Annotated in this window: 20 protein-coding genes; 3 read left to right on the top strand and 17 right to left on the bottom strand. The window is 35.7% G+C overall.

The annotated features are described in order from the left end of the window. Positions 1–14 precede the first annotated feature (14 nt). The 5 genes from dltD to C683_RS06500 all read right to left on the bottom strand — a co-directional run bounded on the left by dltD (position 15) and on the right by C683_RS06500 (position 4,491). Positions 15–1,268 carry a D-alanyl-lipoteichoic acid biosynthesis protein DltD gene (dltD, locus tag C683_RS05285; protein ID WP_009491699.1) on the bottom strand — a complete coding sequence of 418 codons (1,254 nt, stop codon included), beginning with the start codon at positions 1,266–1,268 and terminating at the stop codon, positions 15–17. A gap of 5 nt (positions 1,269–1,273) precedes the next feature. Further along, positions 1,274–1,507: a D-alanine--poly(phosphoribitol) ligase subunit DltC gene (gene dltC, locus C683_RS05280; RefSeq protein WP_009491698.1), complete on the bottom strand. Its 234-nt coding sequence runs from the start codon at positions 1,505–1,507 to the stop codon at positions 1,274–1,276. Between the two features lie 84 nt (positions 1,508–1,591). Continuing rightward, positions 1,592–2,797: a D-alanyl-lipoteichoic acid biosynthesis protein DltB gene (gene dltB, locus C683_RS05275; protein WP_009491697.1), complete on the bottom strand. Its 1,206-nt coding sequence runs from the start codon at positions 2,795–2,797 to the stop codon at positions 1,592–1,594. Beyond that, the gene (gene dltA, locus C683_RS05270; protein WP_009491695.1) at positions 2,794–4,314 is read right to left on the bottom strand and encodes a D-alanine--poly(phosphoribitol) ligase subunit DltA; all 1,521 of its coding nucleotides are present in this window, start codon (positions 4,312–4,314) and stop codon (positions 2,794–2,796) included. Before dltA ends, dltB begins: the two co-directional genes overlap by 4 nt. Before the next feature lie 12 nt (positions 4,315–4,326). After that, positions 4,327–4,491, bottom strand: coding sequence for a teichoic acid D-Ala incorporation-associated protein DltX (locus C683_RS06500; RefSeq protein ID WP_083848970.1), 165 nt, complete (start codon positions 4,489–4,491; stop codon positions 4,327–4,329). Between the two features lie 180 nt (positions 4,492–4,671). Between C683_RS06500 and tgt the strand changes: the two genes are divergently transcribed. The 3 genes from tgt to C683_RS05255 all read left to right on the top strand — a co-directional run bounded on the left by tgt (position 4,672) and on the right by C683_RS05255 (position 6,481). Beyond that, positions 4,672–5,817: a tRNA guanosine(34) transglycosylase Tgt gene (gene tgt / locus C683_RS05265; protein ID WP_009491693.1), complete on the top strand. Its 1,146-nt coding sequence runs from the start codon at positions 4,672–4,674 to the stop codon at positions 5,815–5,817. A gap of 77 nt (positions 5,818–5,894) precedes the next feature. Then, positions 5,895–6,194, top strand: a complete 300-nt coding sequence (gene yajC, locus C683_RS05260; RefSeq protein ID WP_009491691.1) for a preprotein translocase subunit YajC — start codon at positions 5,895–5,897, stop codon at positions 6,192–6,194. A gap of 53 nt (positions 6,195–6,247) precedes the next feature. Beyond that, on the top strand, positions 6,248–6,481 hold the full coding sequence (locus C683_RS05255) for a post-transcriptional regulator (protein ID WP_009491689.1): 234 nt from the start codon (positions 6,248–6,250) through the stop codon (positions 6,479–6,481). A gap of 28 nt (positions 6,482–6,509) precedes the next feature. Here C683_RS05255 and rsmI read toward each other — a convergent pair whose 3' ends face one another. The 12 genes from rsmI to rnc form a co-directional block, all read right to left on the bottom strand. Continuing rightward, positions 6,510–7,373: a 16S rRNA (cytidine(1402)-2'-O)-methyltransferase gene (rsmI, locus tag C683_RS05250; RefSeq protein ID WP_009491687.1), complete on the bottom strand. Its 864-nt coding sequence runs from the start codon at positions 7,371–7,373 to the stop codon at positions 6,510–6,512. Positions 7,374–7,383: 10 nt separating this feature from the next. Beyond that, positions 7,384–7,716: an initiation control protein YabA gene (locus C683_RS05245; RefSeq protein ID WP_009491685.1), complete on the bottom strand. Its 333-nt coding sequence runs from the start codon at positions 7,714–7,716 to the stop codon at positions 7,384–7,386. Beyond that, complete coding sequence (locus C683_RS05240) at positions 7,709–8,515, bottom strand: PSP1 domain-containing protein (RefSeq protein WP_009491683.1); 807 nt, start codon at positions 8,513–8,515, stop codon at positions 7,709–7,711. The genes C683_RS05245 and C683_RS05240 overlap by 8 nt, the downstream gene beginning before the upstream one ends. An 11-nt stretch (positions 8,516–8,526) precedes the next feature. Further along, positions 8,527–9,321, bottom strand: coding sequence for a DNA polymerase III delta prime subunit (locus C683_RS05235; protein ID WP_009491681.1), 795 nt, complete (start codon positions 9,319–9,321; stop codon positions 8,527–8,529). Positions 9,322–9,336: 15 nt separating this feature from the next. Continuing rightward, positions 9,337–9,981, bottom strand: coding sequence for a dTMP kinase (tmk, locus tag C683_RS05230; protein ID WP_009491679.1), 645 nt, complete (start codon positions 9,979–9,981; stop codon positions 9,337–9,339). A 140-nt stretch (positions 9,982–10,121) separates the two neighbouring features. Beyond that, a complete protein-coding gene (gene recR, locus C683_RS05225; RefSeq protein WP_009491677.1) occupies positions 10,122–10,721 on the bottom strand; it encodes a recombination mediator RecR in 600 nt (199 codons plus the stop codon). Positions 10,722–10,744: 23 nt separating this feature from the next. Continuing rightward, positions 10,745–11,047, bottom strand: a complete 303-nt coding sequence (locus C683_RS05220; protein WP_009491667.1) for a YbaB/EbfC family nucleoid-associated protein — start codon at positions 11,045–11,047, stop codon at positions 10,745–10,747. An 11-nt stretch (positions 11,048–11,058) separates the two neighbouring features. Continuing rightward, positions 11,059–12,774, bottom strand: coding sequence for a DNA polymerase III subunit gamma/tau (gene dnaX / locus C683_RS05215; RefSeq protein ID WP_009491665.1), 1,716 nt, complete (start codon positions 12,772–12,774; stop codon positions 11,059–11,061). 28 nt (positions 12,775–12,802) lie between these two features. Then, positions 12,803–14,290, bottom strand: a complete 1,488-nt coding sequence (gene ftsY / locus C683_RS05210) for a signal recognition particle-docking protein FtsY (protein WP_009491663.1) — start codon at positions 14,288–14,290, stop codon at positions 12,803–12,805. 17 nt (positions 14,291–14,307) lie between these two features. Then, positions 14,308–15,093, bottom strand: a complete 786-nt coding sequence (locus C683_RS05205; protein WP_009491660.1) for a Cof-type HAD-IIB family hydrolase — start codon at positions 15,091–15,093, stop codon at positions 14,308–14,310. Further along, the gene (gene smc, locus C683_RS05200) at positions 15,071–18,592 is read right to left on the bottom strand and encodes a chromosome segregation protein SMC (RefSeq protein ID WP_009491658.1); all 3,522 of its coding nucleotides are present in this window, start codon (positions 18,590–18,592) and stop codon (positions 15,071–15,073) included. Before smc ends, C683_RS05205 begins: the two co-directional genes overlap by 23 nt. A 2-nt stretch (positions 18,593–18,594) precedes the next feature. Then, the gene (gene rnc / locus C683_RS05195) at positions 18,595–19,290 is read right to left on the bottom strand and encodes a ribonuclease III (RefSeq protein WP_009491657.1); all 696 of its coding nucleotides are present in this window, start codon (positions 19,288–19,290) and stop codon (positions 18,595–18,597) included. Positions 19,291–19,358: the final 68 nt, after the last annotated feature.

The following is a 19,358-nucleotide window of genomic DNA, read 5'->3' as shown; positions in this document are numbered from 1 at the left end:
AAAAAGGAAGTTCTTTAACGAACTTCCTTTTTATTTTGCCATGCTTTGCTGTAGTAGTAAGAATTAATCTTATAATTTGGTTCTTGATACGTTGATTCTAAGAATGGACGGATATAACGGTCACAATATAACCAACCGCGCCATCCAATGTGAATTGTATCTGTCATAAAGTAATCCGTATCTACATTCAGTAAATTCACGACATTATTAAAGCCTTGACTCTTTAATTGATGCATAATTTTTTTCGAAAATTGATCAATCATTGGTTTAGATAAGTCAGTATATTTTGCCCATAATGGGTTGATTGGTGGAATAATAAATAGAACATCTGTTTTTTCTTTGGCAAACTGATTTAATACTAACTCAAAATCAGCGTATTCTGGTGAAGTAACATAAGAGATGTTCTTATCTTTTCCTTTAAAGCTTTTAATAATATGACGTAGACGTTTATTATAAAAATTATTGGCAATTTGCAGTTGGTTACCATTCGTATTCTTTTTACCAATAGAGAAAGCTAAACGATCTAAGTCAGCATAATTATAGGTAGCTGGCAATTGTTTTTCATATTTTCTTATGCGTTGTAAATTTTTATCGGTAATTCCTGCTTCACCAAATAACCGATCTTCACGTAATAAGAATTTATAATTTCTTTGAATTGTTCTACGTTGAGCATTAGAAAATGGAACATCCATACAAATTTGTTGCAAGTATTTCATGATTCTTGGATTATCACGAATAATCGTAAAATGTTGTAAGCGTTTCGCAAAGACACGATCTTCTTTAGAAAAACTCTCTTTTTTTCTAATGTTATTCAACCAATTGTATAATTGAACTCCTGAATACCAATGATCAAAATATTGTTGTTTTACCCCTTTTGGTACAAACCATTGTGGAGAAATAATGAAAACGGCTTTTTTCTGTCGTAAATCTTTCCCCATTGATTGAATAATCATAAATTGCTTCAATGATTGTGTTCCTGCTGCTCCTAATAAGAAAGGTGTATATGGACGATGATATTTCGCTGCTAATACACTAGGATGGAACGGGTCAAAACGATTTAATTCAGAAGAACCAAAGAAAGGCACATATTTCTTTTCGGCAACGGCTTCATTTTTAATATATTCTCCTGAAATCACGTTCATATTCAAAGATTGACTTGCTTTTTCTAACGTATATGGACTATTTTTTTGCGGTAACATAAAACAGCCAACACAAAGTAAACAAGCGGCAACAATTGGACCAAATACCATGAAAAATTTCTTCTTCATGAGTTCTATCCTTTATATTCGTTTAGGCGAGCGATGATTTTATTTGGTGTATCCCAATCTTCGCGTTGTACTTCAGAAATAGGAACCTCAATTCCTAAAGTTCCATCTACATCTACTAAAAATTGAACCATACCTAATGAATCCATTAATCCTTCATCAAATAAGTTCATATCTAAATCTTCTTTTACTTCATCTGTTCCTGTTGCTTCTGCTAATAAGTCTAAAATTTGTTCGTTCATAATAATTATCCCCTTTTCTTTCAATTCATTTCATTTTTTAATTCTAACATTTTTCAAAGTGATTTTCACGCTTCATCTTTTATCTTACCAATGTAAAAATGTGTTTAAAAAGCCAGAGAAGATTAATAATCCAGCGGCTACCACATTAAAGGTTAGGAAAACAGAGAAGCAATGCGTAAACTTATTGCTTGGTAATTGTTTACGATGTTTTCTCTTGAATCGTAGCCATGCATCGTTAATACAAATCGCACAAGCCATGTAAAGTCCATAAGCAATATAGTACCATGTTAAACCATGCCATAATCCCATGATTAAGAATAAAGCAAAGTAGCCAACATTCGAAGCGACGATACGACTCTTAAATACTTTTTTCTTCAATAAGGTAAACATTAAACGCATATAGATAAAGTCACGGAACCAGAAAGATAATGACATGTGCCAACGATTCCAGAATTCTTTAATGTTCCAACTTAAGAATGGTTTGTTGAAGTTGATTGGTACATCATACCCCATTAAGTAGCTCATTCCGACCGCAAAACGGCTATATCCTGCAAAGTCAAAGAATAAGTCCAAGGTATAAACATAAGCATAACCAACTAAGCAAACAATACGAACTAAACCAGCATTGTCATGAGCAGCTTCACCAATAAATGGTAAGGCTAAAGAACCTAAGAAGTATGCTAAAATAAATTTGTATAAACAACCAATAAATAAGTTGTAAACCCCTTTTTCAATTAAATTAGAATATTCTTCACGAGTTGGTGGATTCAAATAGTCTTTTTCAAAACGACGATAGCGGTCAATCGGACCAGAAGAAATCGTTGGGAAGAAGACTAAGAATTGAACAAAACGCCAAGGATGATATTCTTTAATCGCTCCATCGCGCATTTCCATAATCATTTGGACTGAACGGAATGTCAAATATGAAATTCCTAAAAAACTAAAGATGGATGGATGATGATCAACAAATGGCACAATCTTATCAAAAATTAATGGTAGAATGGCCAAGAACACCGCTCCATAAAAGACCCAACTATTGTTTTTCTTTTGGCGATACGAGAAGTATGCCCCAATTAAAATAGTTTCAAAAATCACATAGCAGATTAACGCAACTCCTTGTTGGATTTTTCCACCAGAAAAGCTAATAGCTAAAAAGATGACTGAAACTAAAATTTGATACCAATTCATGCGATCTTGTTTGTAGTAAATAGAAAGCATCGTTGGAATCAAGGCTAAGGCTAAAATTAAAACATAAGTTGGATTTTCGTAAGGAATCATCCCTAAACTCATGTATTATTCACCTCATTTATTAACCCTTTACGGTCGATTTTCCCATTCTGTGTTAACGGTAATTGATCTACATAAACAAAACGTTGTGGAATCATATATTCCATTACTGTTTCTTGCATTTCTTCTTTAATTGCCTTTGTTAATTGGAATGGTTTTTCAAATGGATTGTTTTCTACAATCACATAAGCCACTAATTGTTGTACTTTGTGATCTTTGTATTTTGGTACTACTACTGCTTGTTTCACATAAGAAACTTCATTTAAGTGATGGTCAATATCTTCTAATTCCATACGATAACCATGTAATTTTACTTGAAAGTCCATGCGTCCGTCATAACGTAATAACCCATCAGCTTCCATATGACCAGCATCCCCTGTACGGTAAGCAGGTTGACCTTCATAAGTAAAGAAAACTTCTTCTGTTTTTTCTTTATTGTTCATATATCCCTTAGAAACACTTGGTCCAGCAATTACGATTTCTCCTACTTCGCCGGCAGCGACTGGAGTATTTTCATCTAAAATATACACATGTGTATCTTCTTTCACATATCCAATCGGCAAACGATCCGAAGCATCAATCACTTCTTGGGTAATTTCAATTTGCGAAATCGCTACGGTAGTTTCTGTTGGTCCATAAGTATTAAAAATATGTGCTTGTGGGAAACGATCCACTAATTTTTGTGCAGTTGCTTTTGGTAACTCTTCTCCACAGAATAAGAAATGAGTTAACGTTGGTAACGTTTCACCATTAAAGTTTGGATCCATTAAACAAATATCCATAAAGGAAGGAGTAGAAACCCAAACATTAACTTCTAATTTTGGTAACACTTCAAATAGTGTTTTGAAATCATTGATGACTTCTTTTGTTAATGGTGCTAAAGAACCGCCAGAAAGTAAAGCTGGATAAACACTCATTACAGATAAGTCAAAAGAATAAGGTGCTTGAGATAAGAAACGTTTTCCTTCTCCAATCGCAAAGTCTTCAGATAATTCCCAGTTGACAAAGCTAACTAAATTATCATGGCTAATTTGTACTCCTTTTGGTACACCAGTTGTTCCAGAAGTAAAGATAATATAGTAAGTGTCGTCTCCTTCAACAGGATGACTGATAGTGTAATCTGCTGTAGGAATTTCTTTATAAAGAAGAGTTGGAATTTCTCCTAACTGTTCTAATTCTTCTTTTGGTAATGCTTCTTCTGTAAAAATAATTGCAGCTGGATGTGCAACGCTACAAATCAATTGGAAGCGTTCAAACGGAGTGCTTTTTTCAATTGGAATATAAGCACGTCCAGCTTTTGTACAACCAACAAAGCTAGCAATCATTTCAAATTCTTGCCCACCATAGACAACAATTGGTCCTTCTGCAATATGAGCATCAATGTAGGCAGCTACATGATTTGATTTTTCTTGTAAATCAGCATAAGTGTAATGATGATTTACATCTTGAAACACCACTTGATTGGGTTGCTCTTGCGCAATTTTTTCTAATGAATTTATAATATGCGTAACTTTCTCCATCTTTCTCCTCCCCTAAAATTCATTATATATAAAACTACCACCACTAATATTTTTGTAATGATATAAATAAATTAGCGTCATAATTATCAAAAAATACAAAATCGTACGACCAACAAACTTTAAGCCATACACCACATTGGCATGATTATCTCTCCATGCAATCCATTTTTCTTTCATTTCTTTTGGCCTCTATTTCTTTCTTAATATGAATAATTAACATTATAGCATATTTCTTTTATATGTCTCTAACTTTAACTGATTATTAAGTTTTCTTTAACACCTTCCTTAGAAGGAAAATTTCTTCTCTTTTCAACCTATGTTATAATAGTACGAATTGATTTTTATAGGAGGATTGAAATGACTGAACATCCAATTCGTTATCGTTTAATTAAGAAAGAAAAATATACTGGAGCACGTTTAGGTGAGTTAATTACTCCTCATGGTACTTTCCCTACTCCAATGTTTATGCCCGTAGGAACATTAGCAACAGTTAAAACTATGTCCCCAGAAGAATTAAAAGAGATGGGCGCAGGAGTCATTTTAAGTAATACCTACCACTTATGGCTTCGTCCTGGAGATGAAATCGTTAAAGAAGCAGGCGGTCTTCATTCTTTCATGAATTGGGATCAACCGATTTTAACAGATTCTGGTGGTTTCCAAGTTTGGTCGTTAAGTGATATGCGTCAGATTGAAGAAGAAGGCGTTCATTTCCGCAATCACTTAAATGGAGAAAAATTATTCTTATCTCCAGAAAAAGCGATTCAAATTCAAAATAACTTAGGTTCAGATATTATGATGAGTTTTGATGAATGTCCCCCATTCTATGAAAGTTATGATTACGTGAAAAAATCGATTGAACGTACTTCTCGTTGGGCAGAACGTGGATTAAAAGCTAATCAAAATCCAGATCGCCAAGGATTATTTGGAATTGTGCAAGGGGCAGGATTTGAAGATTTACGTCGTCAAAGCGCTCATGATTTAGTCAACATGGACTTTGCTGGATATTCCATTGGTGGACTTTCTGTAGGTGAATCTAAACAAGAAATGAATGAAGTGTTAGAATATACAACTCCATTATTGCCAGAAAATAAACCTCGTTACTTAATGGGTGTTGGAACGGCAGATTCTTTAATCGATGGGGTAATCCGTGGTGTAGATATGTTTGACTGTGTACTACCAACTCGTATTGCTCGTAATGGTACTTGTATGACACACAATGGTCGTTTAGTTGTTAAAAATGCGAAATACGCTCGTGATTTCCGTCCGATTGATGAACATTGTAACTGTCATGTTTGTCGTAACTATTCTCGTGCGTATATTCGTCACCTAATTAAATGTAATGAGTCCTTTGGCATGCGCTTAACAAGCTACCATAACTTATACTTCTTATTAGATGTAATGCGTGATATTCGTCAAGCAATTATGGATGATAACTTATTAGAATTCCGTGAAGCTTTCTTTGAACAATACGGCTTTAACGCAGAAAATCCGAAAAATTTCTAGACTTTTATGGCTTTTCATGTGAATTTTTCTTCCCTATGCTATAATAGAACTGTTGACTATTTATAGGAGGAAAAACTATGTTCACATTAGCAAATGATATGGCTAGTATGCTTATGAGTTTCTTGCCAATGATTGTTATCTTTGGGGTTATGCTATTCTTTATGAATCGCTCTCAAAAGAAACAACAACAGCAACGTCAAAACTTTTTAGATAGTATTCATGCTGGAGATAAAGTAACTACAATTGGTGGACTACACGGTATAATCCATGAAGTGAATCATGAAACAAAAATCGTGACGATTGATTGTGATGGCGTATACTTAGACTTTGATCTAGGCGCAATCAAAAATGTCGTTGGCGTAGAAGCAAAAAAATAATAAAATAAAAAAAGTGTAGCTTTGCTACACTTTTCTTTTCTTTGAGGGAAACCATGAATATTCAAACCAAACAAAAACAATGGGCCGAAGAAGGATATCCTAATATTACAGAAGAAGAAATCCAATCCTATTTAGATTTTTATCTACCCAAAATGAAAGGCCCTTTTGCCAAACAACGCTTATTGCGCAAGCTAACTGTCAATCAACTCTTTGATTTTTTACAATTAAAAGTCGAAACCACTTCACAACAGCAGTTTGATTGGCATCATATTGATGATCTATTTTAAAAGGTCGTACGCTTCTTCGTACGACCTCTTATTTTTGATGATAAGCTTGATAAACGTCTTGTTTTTTTACTCCGTATTGTTTCGCGACTTGTTTAATCGCTACTTTACTCGAAATTTGTTCCTCTGCCATTTTTTTCTCAACTTCTTGTTTCCAATCTACTTCTTCTAAAGAAATCATTTCTACTTCTTTTTGATAACCTTCAAAAAGCAAACAGCATTCCCCTTTGATTTCATTCTCTTGTGTATAAGCTAATAATTCTTGGACAGTACCACGAGTATATTCCTCATAGCGTTTTGTTAATTCTCGACATAAAACACAGCGGCGTTGTCCTCCCCAAACTTTTTCAACTAGGGCAAATGTACTCGCTAAACGTTTTGGTGATTCGTAAAAAATCAACGTACTTTCAATTGGTTTTAGTACTTCTAGTGTCTGTATAGCTTCTCCTTGTTTTCTTGGTAAAAAGCCATAAAATAAAAAAGGTTGAGCGGTTAGGCCAGAAGCGATTAAAGCCGTAATTCCAGCACTTGCTCCAGGAAGAGCAATCACTGGAATTCCTCTTTCAATACAAGCTTCTACTAGTTCATGCCCCGGATCACTAATCGAAGGCATCCCTGCATCACTAACTTGAGCCATGTTCGCTCCTTCTTCTAAACGCGCAATGAGTTGAGGAATTCTTTCTTTATAGTTATGTTCATGTAAACTGATTTGTGGTGTTGTAATCGAGAAGTGATTTAATAGCTTTTGTGTATGACGTGTGTCTTCACTAGCGATAATATCTACTTCTTCTAATGTTCGTACGCCACGGAATGTCATATCTTCTAAATTCCCAATCGGAGTAGGAACTAAATAAAGATTTCCACTTTCTTTTTGAAAACTTTTTTGTTGTTGCATTTTTCCCCTCCTAAGAATCACGATATAAAATTTCTAAACAAAACATACATTCTCCTTCTCGTTTTGCTCCATAACTTGAAGGACAAATATGAAATCCATCTTCATAGAGATGGTTTAAATTTTCTTGTACTTGAGAACGAGTAGAGGCATCTTCTTCTTTTTGTACAGTTGGTACTTGCATTTTTTCTAGTTCTTGCAAACGTTCGCGAACATATTTATTTTCTAACTCTAAATTGTTCACGACTGAAGTTAACATTTCTTTCATTGCTTGCACCTGTAAAAGTGCATCTTGCAACTGTACCTCTACCGTTTCCAAACTTTGATATAGTTCTTGTTTATCCATGTTCTTTCTCTTCCCAATCTTTTTGTTCTACTTCATTTCCTGGATAATCCAAAGGAACTGCTTTATCCAATAAACGAACTTGGACAATTTCTTGTAAAATATTTAGTCCTACCACCCAACCTGGTCCATCTGGGGTGATCACTTTTTTCCCAATATCTGGCAATTGACGTTTTGCTTCTTCATAAACGTCATCTTCGTATTGTAAACAGCACATTAAACGGCCACAAACTCCAGAGATTTTTGTTGGATTTAAAGATAAATGTTGATCTTTTGCCATTTTAATAGAAACAGGCATAAAATCTCCCAAAAATTGATGGCAACAAAGAGGACGGCCACAAGGTCCAAGTCCTCCCAACAATTTTGCTTCATCGCGGACACCTACTTGACGTAATTCAATCCGAGTTTTAAAAATGGAGGCTAAATCTTTCACCAATTCACGAAAATCAATTCGTCCATCGGCTGTAAAATAAAATAGCATTTTTGTGCGTTCAAAACTATATTGAATTTCAATCAACTTCATCTCTAACCCATGAACTTCAATTCTTCTTTTCGTAATCTCCATCGCTTGTCTTGCATCTTCTTGGTTTTGTTTCATTTTTGCGATATCACTTTGGGTTGCTACTCTTTTAATTTGTGGTAGTTCTTCTTCTGATTCTTCTTCTTTTATCAGTACAACTTCACCAAATTGATCACATTTTTGAACTGGGGCAATTACATAATCTCCAACTTGGATTTCCTTTGGCTTTTCATAATAATAAATCAACCCTGCTTCTGTAAATCGAACGCCAATTTTGGCCATTTTCTTCCCCCCTAGCTATCCATTCGTACTGCAATATATTCTAAAATATGTTGAAAATTCACATTTTGTTCGAGTTGTTCTTTGGCTTGGAAAAGAAGTGGGAAAAAGGCAAAAAACTCCGCTTCTTTTGCTAACCATAATAAACGGTCTAATAATTGTTCTTGCACTTTTCTTTGCTCTAAATTTTTTGAACGAGCACTGACAAAAGGCATAATCTTCATTTGAACGTAAGGAAAAGCCATCCTATCTCCTTGTTGTAGCAAATGAATCCATTCTTCTAAAATTGCTTTTTGTTCGGATTCTTCTTTTGGAAAATAAATTTCTTCTTCTGTTTCTATTTCTGCTTTAGAAAAATAAAATACTTGGACACGAGAAAGAATCGTTGGTAAAATTGCTTCTTTTCTTTGTGCTAAGAAAAGAAATAGACAATCTCCCACCGGTTCTTCAATCATTTTTAAAAGAAGATTACTAGCAGCCTCATGAAAACGATCGGCTTCTAAAAAGATAAAAACTTGACGCTTACTTTCTAGACCACTGCGACTCATTTCTTCATAAAACGCCTGAACTTCTTCCCGTTTTACCACTTTTCCTTCTGGACGTAAAACATGGACATCGGGATGATATCCTTTTTCGATTCGTTCTTGCTCTTCTTTTGTCACTTCTTTAGGATACAAAAACTGACCGGCTAGCCACTGAGCAGTAGCAAAACGCCCGCTTCCTTTTTCTCCTAAAAATAAATAGGCATGGCGTAACTGTTGTTTTTCTAATGCACATTGTAGTTGTGCTTGAATTTCTTGTTGTTTCACGTTCGTTCATCTCTCTTAATAATTGCGGAAAATTGAAGGGAAACGTTCACGAATAATGTGGTAGCATTCTGTAACAACTTGTTCAAAAGGTTGCTTGGCATCCACTTTTACAATACGGTCTCCTTCTTTTTGTAACAATTCAATATATCCATGACGTACCCGTTGATGGAACTCAATGCCCTCTGATTCCAAACGATCATTGCCATTTGCAACTTTTCCTGCTCGTTTCAGACCCGTTTCAGCATCAATATCTAAATATAATGTCAAATCAGGTTTTAAGCCTTCTGTAACAAATTCATTTAATTGTGCCACTTCTTCCATTCCAATACGACGTCCTTTGCCTTGGTAGGCAAGTGAGCTATCCACAAAACGGTCATTAATGACTAATTTTCCAGCATGTAGAGCTGGATTAATTTTTTCTACTAAATGTTGACGACGAGCTGCCGCAAATAATAAAGCTTCTGTGCGTTCGTCCATCATTACGTTTTTATTATCTAAAATCAACTGACGAATTTCTTCTGCGATAGGAATTCCCCCAGGTTCTCTTGTTTCTACGATATCAATCATCACTTGATCACGTAGAATTGCGACAATCTCTTCCATAACTGAAGTTTTGCCTGCGCCATCTGGTCCCTCAAAGGTAATAAAAATACCGTTCATGATGACCCTCCTTGTTTTCTATTGTCTTCATTTTATCAATTTATTGCATACTTGTGAACTGTTCTCCCTTATTTTATCATGAGGTTCCATTACACATTCTTTTTATTTTACACAAAAAGAAAGTGGAGAAATTCTCCACTTTACAATTCGGTTCTTCCCTCAATCGCTTTAAAAAGCGTCATCTCGTCAGCATATTCAATATCACTACCCACAGATAAACCACACGCAATTCGTGTCACTTTTACTCCGATTGGTTTTAACAAACGAGCAATATACATGGCGGTGGTTTCTCCTTCCACATTGGCATTCGTAGCAATAATTACTTCTTTAATTTCGGGATGCTTTTGGAGACGCTCTAATAAGCTCATTAAGTTGATGTCTTCAATCGCTGTTCCTGCACTAGGAGATAAAACACCATTTAATACATGATATAAACCATGGTATTCTTGCATTTTTTCCATACTCATCACATCGCGTACATCTTCAACCACAATAATCGTTGAAGGGTCACGGCTTTTATCGCGACAAATACTACAAAGGTCCATGTCTGTTAAATTACCACAATTTGGACAGTGATGTAATTTACGCTTTACTTCTAATAAATTTTTAGAAAAAGCACTCACATCTTGGTCTTCCATTTGTAATACATAAAAAGCGTAACGAGTAGCGGTTTTTTCTCCAACTCCAGGCAATTTCATAAAGCTATCAATCAATTTAGCAATCGGTGCTGGATATTGCATCCTTTCATTCCTCTTTTCTTAACTTAAAATGGTAAGCTCATTCCTTGAGTGAAGCGTCCCATTGTTTGTTCTGTTTTTGTATCGATTTGTTTCATCGCATCATTTAAAGTTGTAATTAATAAGTCTTGTAACATATCTGGATCTTCTGGGTCGATCACTTCTGGTTTGATTTCGATATTTTTAATAGTACGATTTCCTAATACTTCTACTACGACTAAGTCACTTGCAGATTTTGCTGTGAAAACCGTTTGTTGTAAACGTTCCTGTTCTTGAGTCATTTCTTTTTGCATCTTTTGTACTTGACGCATCATTGCTTGCATATTCATATGTTTTTCTCCTATTCTTTGGTTACTTTTACATTTTCAGCTCCGAATAAAGCAACGGCTTGTTGCATATATTCTGGATTTTGTTGAGTTTGTTTTTTTAAACGTTGTTGATTTTCTTGAAAAAAGCGTTGACGAAGTTCTCGCCATTGACTTTGTTCAATACATTGATATTCTTTTTGGTCTCTTCCTAATTGTTCACTAGCTGTAGTTAACAAATATTGTTGCAAGGCAACATCTTGTTGAATCGCTTTGGCAATATCTGGATGTTCTACTGAGATGACAAAGGCATCTTCACTTGCTGCGGCAATTTGTGTTCCTCGCAATAAACCTAAATACACTTTATTTTGATTTTGTAAGTTTGGCCATAATGCTTGCCACTCATCAAAATAATTACGTTTTGCCTGTTGCATAATCGCTAAAATAGCTGGTTCATCAGGAGTGAATGGTTCAATCGTTAAGGTTTCTTCTTTTTTCTCTTCGTTTCCTTTTTGTTGTTGAATTTGCCATTCTAAAGACGCTACTTTTTGTTGTAAACGTTGAATTTCTTGTTGTAATGCCTCTTTCCACGCTTCATCCTCTTCTTTTTTCTGAACCGTAGGAGTCACTTCTACAGAAGGAGTGGCGACAACCTGTGCTTCTTTTCCTTGAGTCATTGGATGACAAAGGCGAACCGTCATCACTTCTAAATATAATTCTTGATGACCATTTAGTCGCATATTTTCTTTTGTTTTTGCAATTTCTTGTAAGGCAAAGGTTAAAAAGTCATCATTACTATATTGAGCTAATTGCGTAAAAGTCGCATTCGGTTGATATTCTTTTTGATACCAAGTCGTATCTGCTCGATATAAGAATAGATTTTTCACTTCTTCCAATAAATCATCTAAGAAGCGTCCTCCTTCTTTTCCACTGGCCAATAAATCTTTTAAAATTTGGAGTGCTTTTCCTGTATTTTGTAACAAACACTCATTAATATAAAGATCTAATTCTTCGGTAGAAAACGTTCCTGTGACGCGTTCTACGGCATCAAGGGTCAACGTTCCTTCTGTAGTGGCTAACGATTGATCCAGTAAACTTAAGGCATCACGCATTCCACCTTCTGCTAGTTGGGCAATTTTTTGAATCGCTGAATCTTCATATTCTACGCCTTCTTTTTGTAAAATCACCCCTAAGTGTTTAGCAATAGCTTCAGTAGAGATACGTTTAAATTCAAAACGCTGCGTACGAGAAATAATCGTCGCTGGAATTTTATGCACTTCGGTTGTCGCTAAAATGAAGATGACATTAGAACTTGGCTCTTCTAACGTTTTTAGTAACGCATTGAAGGCTCCTTTAGATAACATATGTACTTCATCGATAATATAGACTTTATATTTTCCTTGGGTTGGTGCATATTTTGATTTTTCACAAAGAGAACGAATTTCATCCACTCCGTTGTTACTTGCGGCATCTAGCTCAATGACATCAGAAAAACGTCCTTCTGTAATCGCTTGGCAATTTTCACATTGATTACAAGGTTCCCCATCGTGTGGATTTAGACAGTTTACTGCCTTAGCTAAAATTTTGGCAACACTTGTTTTCCCTGTACCTCGTGGGCCAGAAAAAAGATAAGCGTGAGAAATATGCTCTTGCTTCACTGCTTGTTGGAGCGTTTTTGTAATTCCTTCTTGGCCAACAACATCCGCAAAAGTTTGCGAACGGTAGACACGATATAATGCTTGATAAGCCATAGGAACCTCCTTTCTATTTTACAATGAGTTAATCTTCTTTCCACAATCCTTTGAATAATCCATAAGCAAATTGTTCGGCATCAAATGGAGATAAATCAGTAATTTTTTCTCCTAAACCGACTAATTTCACTGGAATTTTTAATTCATTACGAATCGCTAACACAATTCCACCTTTGGCTGTACCATCTAGTTTTGTCAACACTAAGCCTGTTAATTCTGTCGCTTCATTAAACTGTTTAGCCTGACTTAAGGCATTTTGTCCTGTTGTTGCATCTAGAACTAATAGCACTTCTTGCGGTGCTTCTGGTAATTCGCGTTGAATGATACGTTTCATTTTCGCTAACTCATTCATCAAGTTCACTTTATTTTGTAAACGTCCTGCGGTATCAACTAATAAGACATCATAATTTTCTGCCTTCGCTTTTTCTACAGCGTCAAATACTACCGCTGAAGGATCGCCACCTTCTTGACCGGCAACCACTTCTACACCCGCACGTTCTCCCCATACTTCTAATTGGTGAATCGCACCAGCACGGAAAGTATCTGCAGCGGCTAATAAGACTTTTTTGCCTTCAGATTTCATTTGATGAGCTAATTTTCCGATTGTTGTTGTTTTTCCTGCTCCATTAACTCCAACAAATAAGAAAATCGTTGGTCCTTCTGGCGCAAAATGAAGACGACTATCTAATCCACTGCCATTGGCTTCATAAAGGTCGACCATTTTTTCAATGATGACATTTTGCACCTGCGCTGGTTTTTTCGCATTTTGCAATTTCACTTCATCGCGCAATGTATCAGTCAATTGTAGTGCAGTTTGGAAACCAACATCAGAAGTAATCAAAGTATCTTCCAATTCTTCAAAGAAGTCTTCATCAACACGACGGAAGTTTGCTAATAACGCATTTAAACGTTCTCCAAAAGTTTTACGTGTTTTTTCCAACCCGTGCTCATATTTATCTTGTGTTTCTTCTTTTTCTTCTACTGCTTCTTCTGCTGCTAATTCTTCTCCTGTAGCAGCTTCTTGAGCCATTTCTTCTTCGATGATAGTTTCTTCAGACACAGAGACTTCTTCTAGGGTTTCTTCTACTTCTTTTGCAATCGAAGGAATTTCTTCTTCTTTTTCTTCTACCTCTTTTGGCTCTTCTTCTACTTCTGTATTTTCTTTTGAAGAAACTACTTCTTCGACTTGTTCTTCCGTTTCTTCTTTCACAGAAGCATCTTCTTTGTTTTCTTCTTCCTCTGTCTCTTCTAGCTCAGAAGTTTCTTTTGGCTCTTGAGGTTCTTTTGAAGATTCTTCTTTTTCTTGTAGCACTTCCTCTGCTTTTTCTTCTGTTTCTAACGCTTGTGCTTCCTCTTCTTTTGTTTCTTCTGTCGTTGCCAATTCTTCGGTTACGACATCTTCAGCAATCGGATCTTCAATCTCTTCTGCTGGTTCTTCTTTTACTTTTTTTTCTTCTTCTTTTTCCTCTTTTGTTTCTCCAAGGAATGCTTTTTTCAGTTTGTCAAATAATCCCATGCTTTTCTTCCTTTCTTTTAAATCCAACGAAGAAATGCTTCTGCGACTCCTTCGTCAGCATTAGAAGTCGTAATGACATCCGCAATTTTTTTAATTTCTGGTTTGGCATTCCCCATCGCAATGCCCAATCCAGCTTGTTCTAACATTAGACGGTCATTTTCTTCATCGCCAATGGCCACCATCTGTTCTTTTTTCAAGCCCAATTCTTGTTGTAAAAACTGTAACGCTTGTTCTTTTCCTACTTCTTTTGAAGACACCTCTAATAAATTGGGCATAGTTTGTAACCAAAGATATTGTGGTAATTCTTCTTGTCCTTTTTTCGCTAATAAAGGAAGTATTTCTTTATCTCCCACGAGTACGACTTTATTAAAAGATCCTGTAGGTAATTGTGACATCGCGACTTGTTCCATTTTGGCATTTAATTCACGATAAAAAGGATCTGTATTTTCTTTGTCATAATACATCGTACTTTCATTAACAAGATGGAAACTCAATCCTTCTTTTTTCGCAAAATCCCAAATCGGTGCCAATTCTTCCTTGTCTAATTGACTATTTTTTAATACTTGCGGATTTGCTCCTAAACAGTCAATTCTTCCACCATTATAAGTTACTACATATTGTCCTTCTTCCCATAATCCTAATTCTTCTAATAATCCTTTTACAGCTGGGAGAGGACGCCCTGTGCTAATAACGATTTGATGGTCGTTTTTATATTGGCGAATCACCGCTTTTGTTTTTTCGCCAACCGTTTTATCTGGCTTTAATAATGTGCCATCTAAATCAATCATGATACATTGTTTCATTTTTTTCTCCTAAACGTACAGATAAGACTTGTGAACACCCTTCTTGATTCATAGAAATTCCGTATAAGTCTTGAGCGACTTCCATCGTTCCTTTACGGTGAGTGATCATTAAAAATTGTTCTTCTTGGCAGAAGTTTTGTAAATATAAGGCAAAACGACGAACATTGGCTTCATCCAAGGCCGCCTCTACTTCATCGAGCACACAAAACGGTACTGGTCGTACTTGGATCGTAGCTAATAATAAAGTAATGGCAGTTAATGCTCGTTCTCCACCAGATAAAAGACGTAAATGTTTCTCTTTTTTTCCTTTTGGTTCAACGACTAAATCAAGACCTGTTTCTAAAGGTTGATTTGGTTCGGTTAAAATCAACTGAGCTCTTCCGCCATGGAACATTTTAGGGAAGAGTTCTTGGAATTTTGCATTTACTTTTTCAAAAGTGACGATGAACTTATGTTTCATCTCTTCTTCTAATAAACGCATCGTCTCCAATAGTTGTTCTTTTGCGGTCACCAAGTCATTTTTTTGTTCGTTCATAAATTGATAACGTTCTTCCACTTCTAAGAAACGGTCATAGGCTTCTGTATCAACAGAACCCAATTGAACTAAAGAGCGTTGTAATGCTTCATACTCTTCTTTTGCCGCTTTTACATCGTGAGGTTGTTTCCATGTTTGTTGCACGACTTCAGCAGAACATTGGTATTGTTTTTGAATATAAGAAAGCACCGTTTGTAATTCTTCTTCCATTGCTTTCTTTTCTTCCACTCGTTTTCCTAACGCAAAGTCTTCATTTTGTTGCTGCAACTGTAATTCTTGATGCGTTTGTAACAATTGATGACAAGTTTTCTCCAACGTCACAATCATTGTTTTTTGTTGTTGGATTTTTTCTTGCCACGCTTGGCTTTGTGCTTCATATGCCGCTTTTTCTTTTTGCCATTCGGTTTCTGTTTTTGTAGCAAAAGATAATTCTTGTAAGCGTTGTTCCCACAAAGCTTGTTGTTGACGCAAACGAGTGATTTGCTCCTGTTGTTGTTGCAAATCTTTTTCTTTTTGTTTGACCTCTTGACGACATTGAACCACAAGAAGCTGTTGTTGACTCCATTTTTCTTGAGTTTTTTGTAGTGCTTCTTGGACTTTTTCCCACTCTACTTTTTGGCGTTCCATAGCCTGTAAGCATTGCTGTACTTCTTGTTCTAATTGTTGGACTTTTTCTTTAGCTTCTTTGGCTTCCTTTTGCCAATCGATTTGTTGTGTTGCTTCTTTGCCTAGTAAATAAAGCTCAGTTTTTATCTCTTGGATTTCTTTTTCTCTTTGCTCTTTTTGTCGTTCTTCTTCTGTTAAGAAAAATTGAACTTGACGCAGATTCGCTTCATTTTCTTGCATCACTCGCTCATTTTCTTCGGCCTGTTTTAGTCCTTCTTCTTGCAAGTGTTGATAGTCCAACACTTTTTCTTCTGCTTGTTGAATCGCCTCTTTGTAGGCCTTCATTTGATTTTTTTCAGCTAAAAGATGTGCTTCTTTCCGTTGACGTCCTCCGGTCAATGCACCTCCGGTTTGGACAATTTCTCCTTTGCAAGTCACAACTTTATATTGGTAACGCAGTGCTTTAGCAATCAAAAGCGCATGGTCCCAATCTTTAGCAATGACAATTTGCCCAACTAAATAAGCACTTAACACCTCATATTCAGGAGCAAATTGTAATAACTCACTAGCTAGACCAATAAAGCCATCCATCAAAGCAATTTTTTCATATTCTTTTTTAGGAAATTGACGTGGACGGATGACACTTAAGGGAATAAAAGTTGCTCTCCCTTTTTTCTTTTCATAAAGAAATTGAATCGCTTGTTTCGCTACCGCTTCATTTTCAACTACAATGTGTTGAGTTTGTGCCCCTAAAGCTACTTCTAAAGCAGTCTGATACATAGGATCTACTTCAGCTAATTGACCAACAACTCCATAAATCCCTTCCCAGTCTTGGGCTAATACCGTACGTACCCCTTGATGGTAACTTGTTTGTTCTTGATAGGCTTTTTGCATGGATTCTAAGGCAGTAGTATTTTTTACCTTTTCTTTTTCCCAATAAGCCAATTGTTTCTGAGCTTCTTTTTGTTGCTGTTGTTGCGTTTCTTTTTCTTTTAAAAATTGAACTTGGTTTTCTTTATAAGTTTGTAATTCTTCTTCCCAAGTTTTTTGTTGTATCACTTGTCTTTCTGCTTCTTTTTCTAGTTGTTGTAAAGACTTGCGATACGCGTTCTTTTGTTCTTCACGTTTTTCTTTTTGAAACTCAGCTTTTTGCGCTTCTTTTTCAATTTCTTGTAATTGATTTTGCCACTTTGTTTTTTCTTGCAATAAAGCAAAGTATTGTTCTTGTTGATCTTCTTTTAATGCCTGAGCTTTTTCTTTTTCTGTAGTATATTGTGCCAACCATTCTTTTTCTTTTTGTGCTTGCTTGGTTAAATCGGCTTTTTGTTGTTGATAGTCTTTTTTTTGCGCTTTTTCTTGAGCCAGATTTTCTTCTAATTGTGTAGCGATTTCTTCTTTTTGTGCTTCATATTCTTCTTTTCTTGCTAATTGTTGTTTTGTTCGCTCTTTTTCTACCTCATAAGAAGTTTGCCACTGATTCCATTGTTGTTGGAATTGTTGGAATTCTTGTTGCTGAGCTTCTTGATCGAATTTAGCTTGTTGGTATTGCGCCTCTTTTTGCACTCGTTCTTTTTGAATCGCATCCAACTTTTCTTCTAGCTCTTGAAAAGCACGAACTTCTTTTTGACCTTGTTTTGTTAATTGCTCTAGGTCTTTTTTTGTCGTCTGTACTTTCCACGCTAACAATTCTTTTTCTAAGACTTCTTTTTTCTCTTGCCATTCTTTTGCCGTTTGAGCTTTTGTAGCTGCTTTTTCTAAAGGAGAACGTTGTTTTTCTAATTCATAAAGAATATCTGCTAGACGTTCTAAATGTTGATCGGTTTCCTTTAATTTTTGTTCTGCTTTTTTTTGCTCTTCTTGATAGTGACGAATCCCTGCAACTTCTTCAATAATTTTTCTTCGTTGCACTGGTTTTTCATCTAAGATCTCTTCAATCTTTCCTTGAGAAATAATGGATAGACTTTCTCTTCCCATTCCATGTTGTTGGAAAAAGCGTTGAATATCTTTTCGGCGACAACTTTGTTGATTCATCTCATAGCGACTGTCTCCATTTCGTTGTACACTACGAGCAATGACAATTTCTTCTTCTGGTTGTTCTTCTTCGGCAAAGACTAATTGTACTTGAGCAAAGTTTTTAGCTCGTCGTTGTTTCGAGCCGCCAAAGATGACATCGGTCATTTTTTCACTTCGCAATTCTCGAGCGTTTGGTTCTCCTAATGTCCAACGAATCGCTTCAACAATGTTACTTTTCCCACTTCCATTGGGACCTACAATGGCAGTCAATCCTTTTTGTAGTTCTAGCACCGTACGGTCAGCAAACGACTTAAACCCAGTCATTTCAATGCGTTTTAAATACAAGGTTAACCTCTTTCTTGCCATTCTTGAATTGCTTTTTGTGCAGCAATTTGTTCAGCTTGTTTTTTACTTCTTCCTGTACCGACAGATAATAAGTTTCCATCACAATAAACAGCCATTTTAAAGGAACGATTGTGGGCAGGCCCTTCTTCTGCCACTAGTTGATATTGAATTTTCACTTCACCTTGTTTTTGTAATAATTCTTGTAATTTTGTTTTATAGTCAACGGCAGAAGTGAACGTACCACTCTTCACTTTCGGGAACATCACTTGATCTAAAAAGGCTTGGACTTTTTCTAGCCCTTGGTCTAAATATAACGCCCCTAAAAAAGCTTCGAATAAATCACATAATAAAGCTGGACGTTGACGTCCATTCGCTTTTTCTTCTCCTTTGCCAAGAAAAATATGTTCATCAAAATGAACTTCTTTGGCAAAATAAGCGAGACTATCTTCTTTTACAATAGCCGCACGAAAACGAGTTAATTTTCCTTCCGGTAATTCTGGATATTCTTTAAAAAGATAAGTAGATACCAACAGTTCTAACACGGCATCTCCTAAATATTCTAAACGTTCATTGCAAGGTAATTGTTCTTCTCGATGCTCATTGGCATAAGAAGAATGGGTAAATGCTTCTTTTAATAAACGTTCATTTTTAAATTGAATTTGATATTGATCTTGTAATAATCGTTTGAGCGATTCCATAGTCTATAGCTCCTTTAAAATATATTCTCTTCTATTATACCAAAAAAGTCAGAAATCGTAGGATTTCT

Source organism: Catellicoccus marimammalium M35/04/3, from assembly GCF_000313915.1.
Classification (GTDB): domain Bacteria; phylum Bacillota; class Bacilli; order Lactobacillales; family Catellicoccaceae; genus Catellicoccus; species Catellicoccus marimammalium.
The sequence above is the reverse complement of the archived record's forward strand: the minus strand, read 5'-3'. Positions and strand labels throughout refer to the sequence as shown.

Excerpts from the sequence above, each read along its gene's own strand:
- dltD (WP_009491699.1), bottom strand. The coding sequence starts at position 1,268 with ATGAAGAAGAAATTTTTCATGGTATTTGGTCCAATTGTTGCCGCTTGT.
- dltC (WP_009491698.1), bottom strand. The coding sequence starts at position 1,507 with ATGAACGAACAAATTTTAGACTTATTAGCAGAAGCAACAGGAACAGAT.
- dltB (WP_009491697.1), bottom strand. The coding sequence starts at position 2,797 with ATGAGTTTAGGGATGATTCCTTACGAAAATCCAACTTATGTTTTAATT.
- dltA (WP_009491695.1), bottom strand. The coding sequence starts at position 4,314 with ATGGAGAAAGTTACGCATATTATAAATTCATTAGAAAAAATTGCGCAA.
- C683_RS06500 (WP_083848970.1), bottom strand. The coding sequence starts at position 4,491 with ATGAAAGAAAAATGGATTGCATGGAGAGATAATCATGCCAATGTGGTG.
- tgt (WP_009491693.1), top strand. The coding sequence starts at position 4,672 with ATGACTGAACATCCAATTCGTTATCGTTTAATTAAGAAAGAAAAATAT.
- yajC (WP_009491691.1), top strand. The coding sequence starts at position 5,895 with ATGTTCACATTAGCAAATGATATGGCTAGTATGCTTATGAGTTTCTTG.
- C683_RS05255 (WP_009491689.1), top strand. The coding sequence starts at position 6,248 with ATGAATATTCAAACCAAACAAAAACAATGGGCCGAAGAAGGATATCCT.
- rsmI (WP_009491687.1), bottom strand. The coding sequence starts at position 7,373 with ATGCAACAACAAAAAAGTTTTCAAAAAGAAAGTGGAAATCTTTATTTA.
- C683_RS05245 (WP_009491685.1), bottom strand. The coding sequence starts at position 7,716 with ATGGATAAACAAGAACTATATCAAAGTTTGGAAACGGTAGAGGTACAG.
- C683_RS05240 (WP_009491683.1), bottom strand. The coding sequence starts at position 8,515 with ATGGCCAAAATTGGCGTTCGATTTACAGAAGCAGGGTTGATTTATTAT.
- tmk (WP_009491679.1), bottom strand. The coding sequence starts at position 9,981 with ATGAACGGTATTTTTATTACCTTTGAGGGACCAGATGGCGCAGGCAAA.
- recR (WP_009491677.1), bottom strand. The coding sequence starts at position 10,721 with ATGCAATATCCAGCACCGATTGCTAAATTGATTGATAGCTTTATGAAA.
- C683_RS05220 (WP_009491667.1), bottom strand. The coding sequence starts at position 11,047 with ATGAATATGCAAGCAATGATGCGTCAAGTACAAAAGATGCAAAAAGAA.
- dnaX (WP_009491665.1), bottom strand. The coding sequence starts at position 12,774 with ATGGCTTATCAAGCATTATATCGTGTCTACCGTTCGCAAACTTTTGCG.
- ftsY (WP_009491663.1), bottom strand. The coding sequence starts at position 14,290 with ATGGGATTATTTGACAAACTGAAAAAAGCATTCCTTGGAGAAACAAAA.
- C683_RS05205 (WP_009491660.1), bottom strand. The coding sequence starts at position 15,093 with ATGAAACAATGTATCATGATTGATTTAGATGGCACATTATTAAAGCCA.
- rnc (WP_009491657.1), bottom strand. The coding sequence starts at position 19,290 with ATGGAATCGCTCAAACGATTATTACAAGATCAATATCAAATTCAATTT.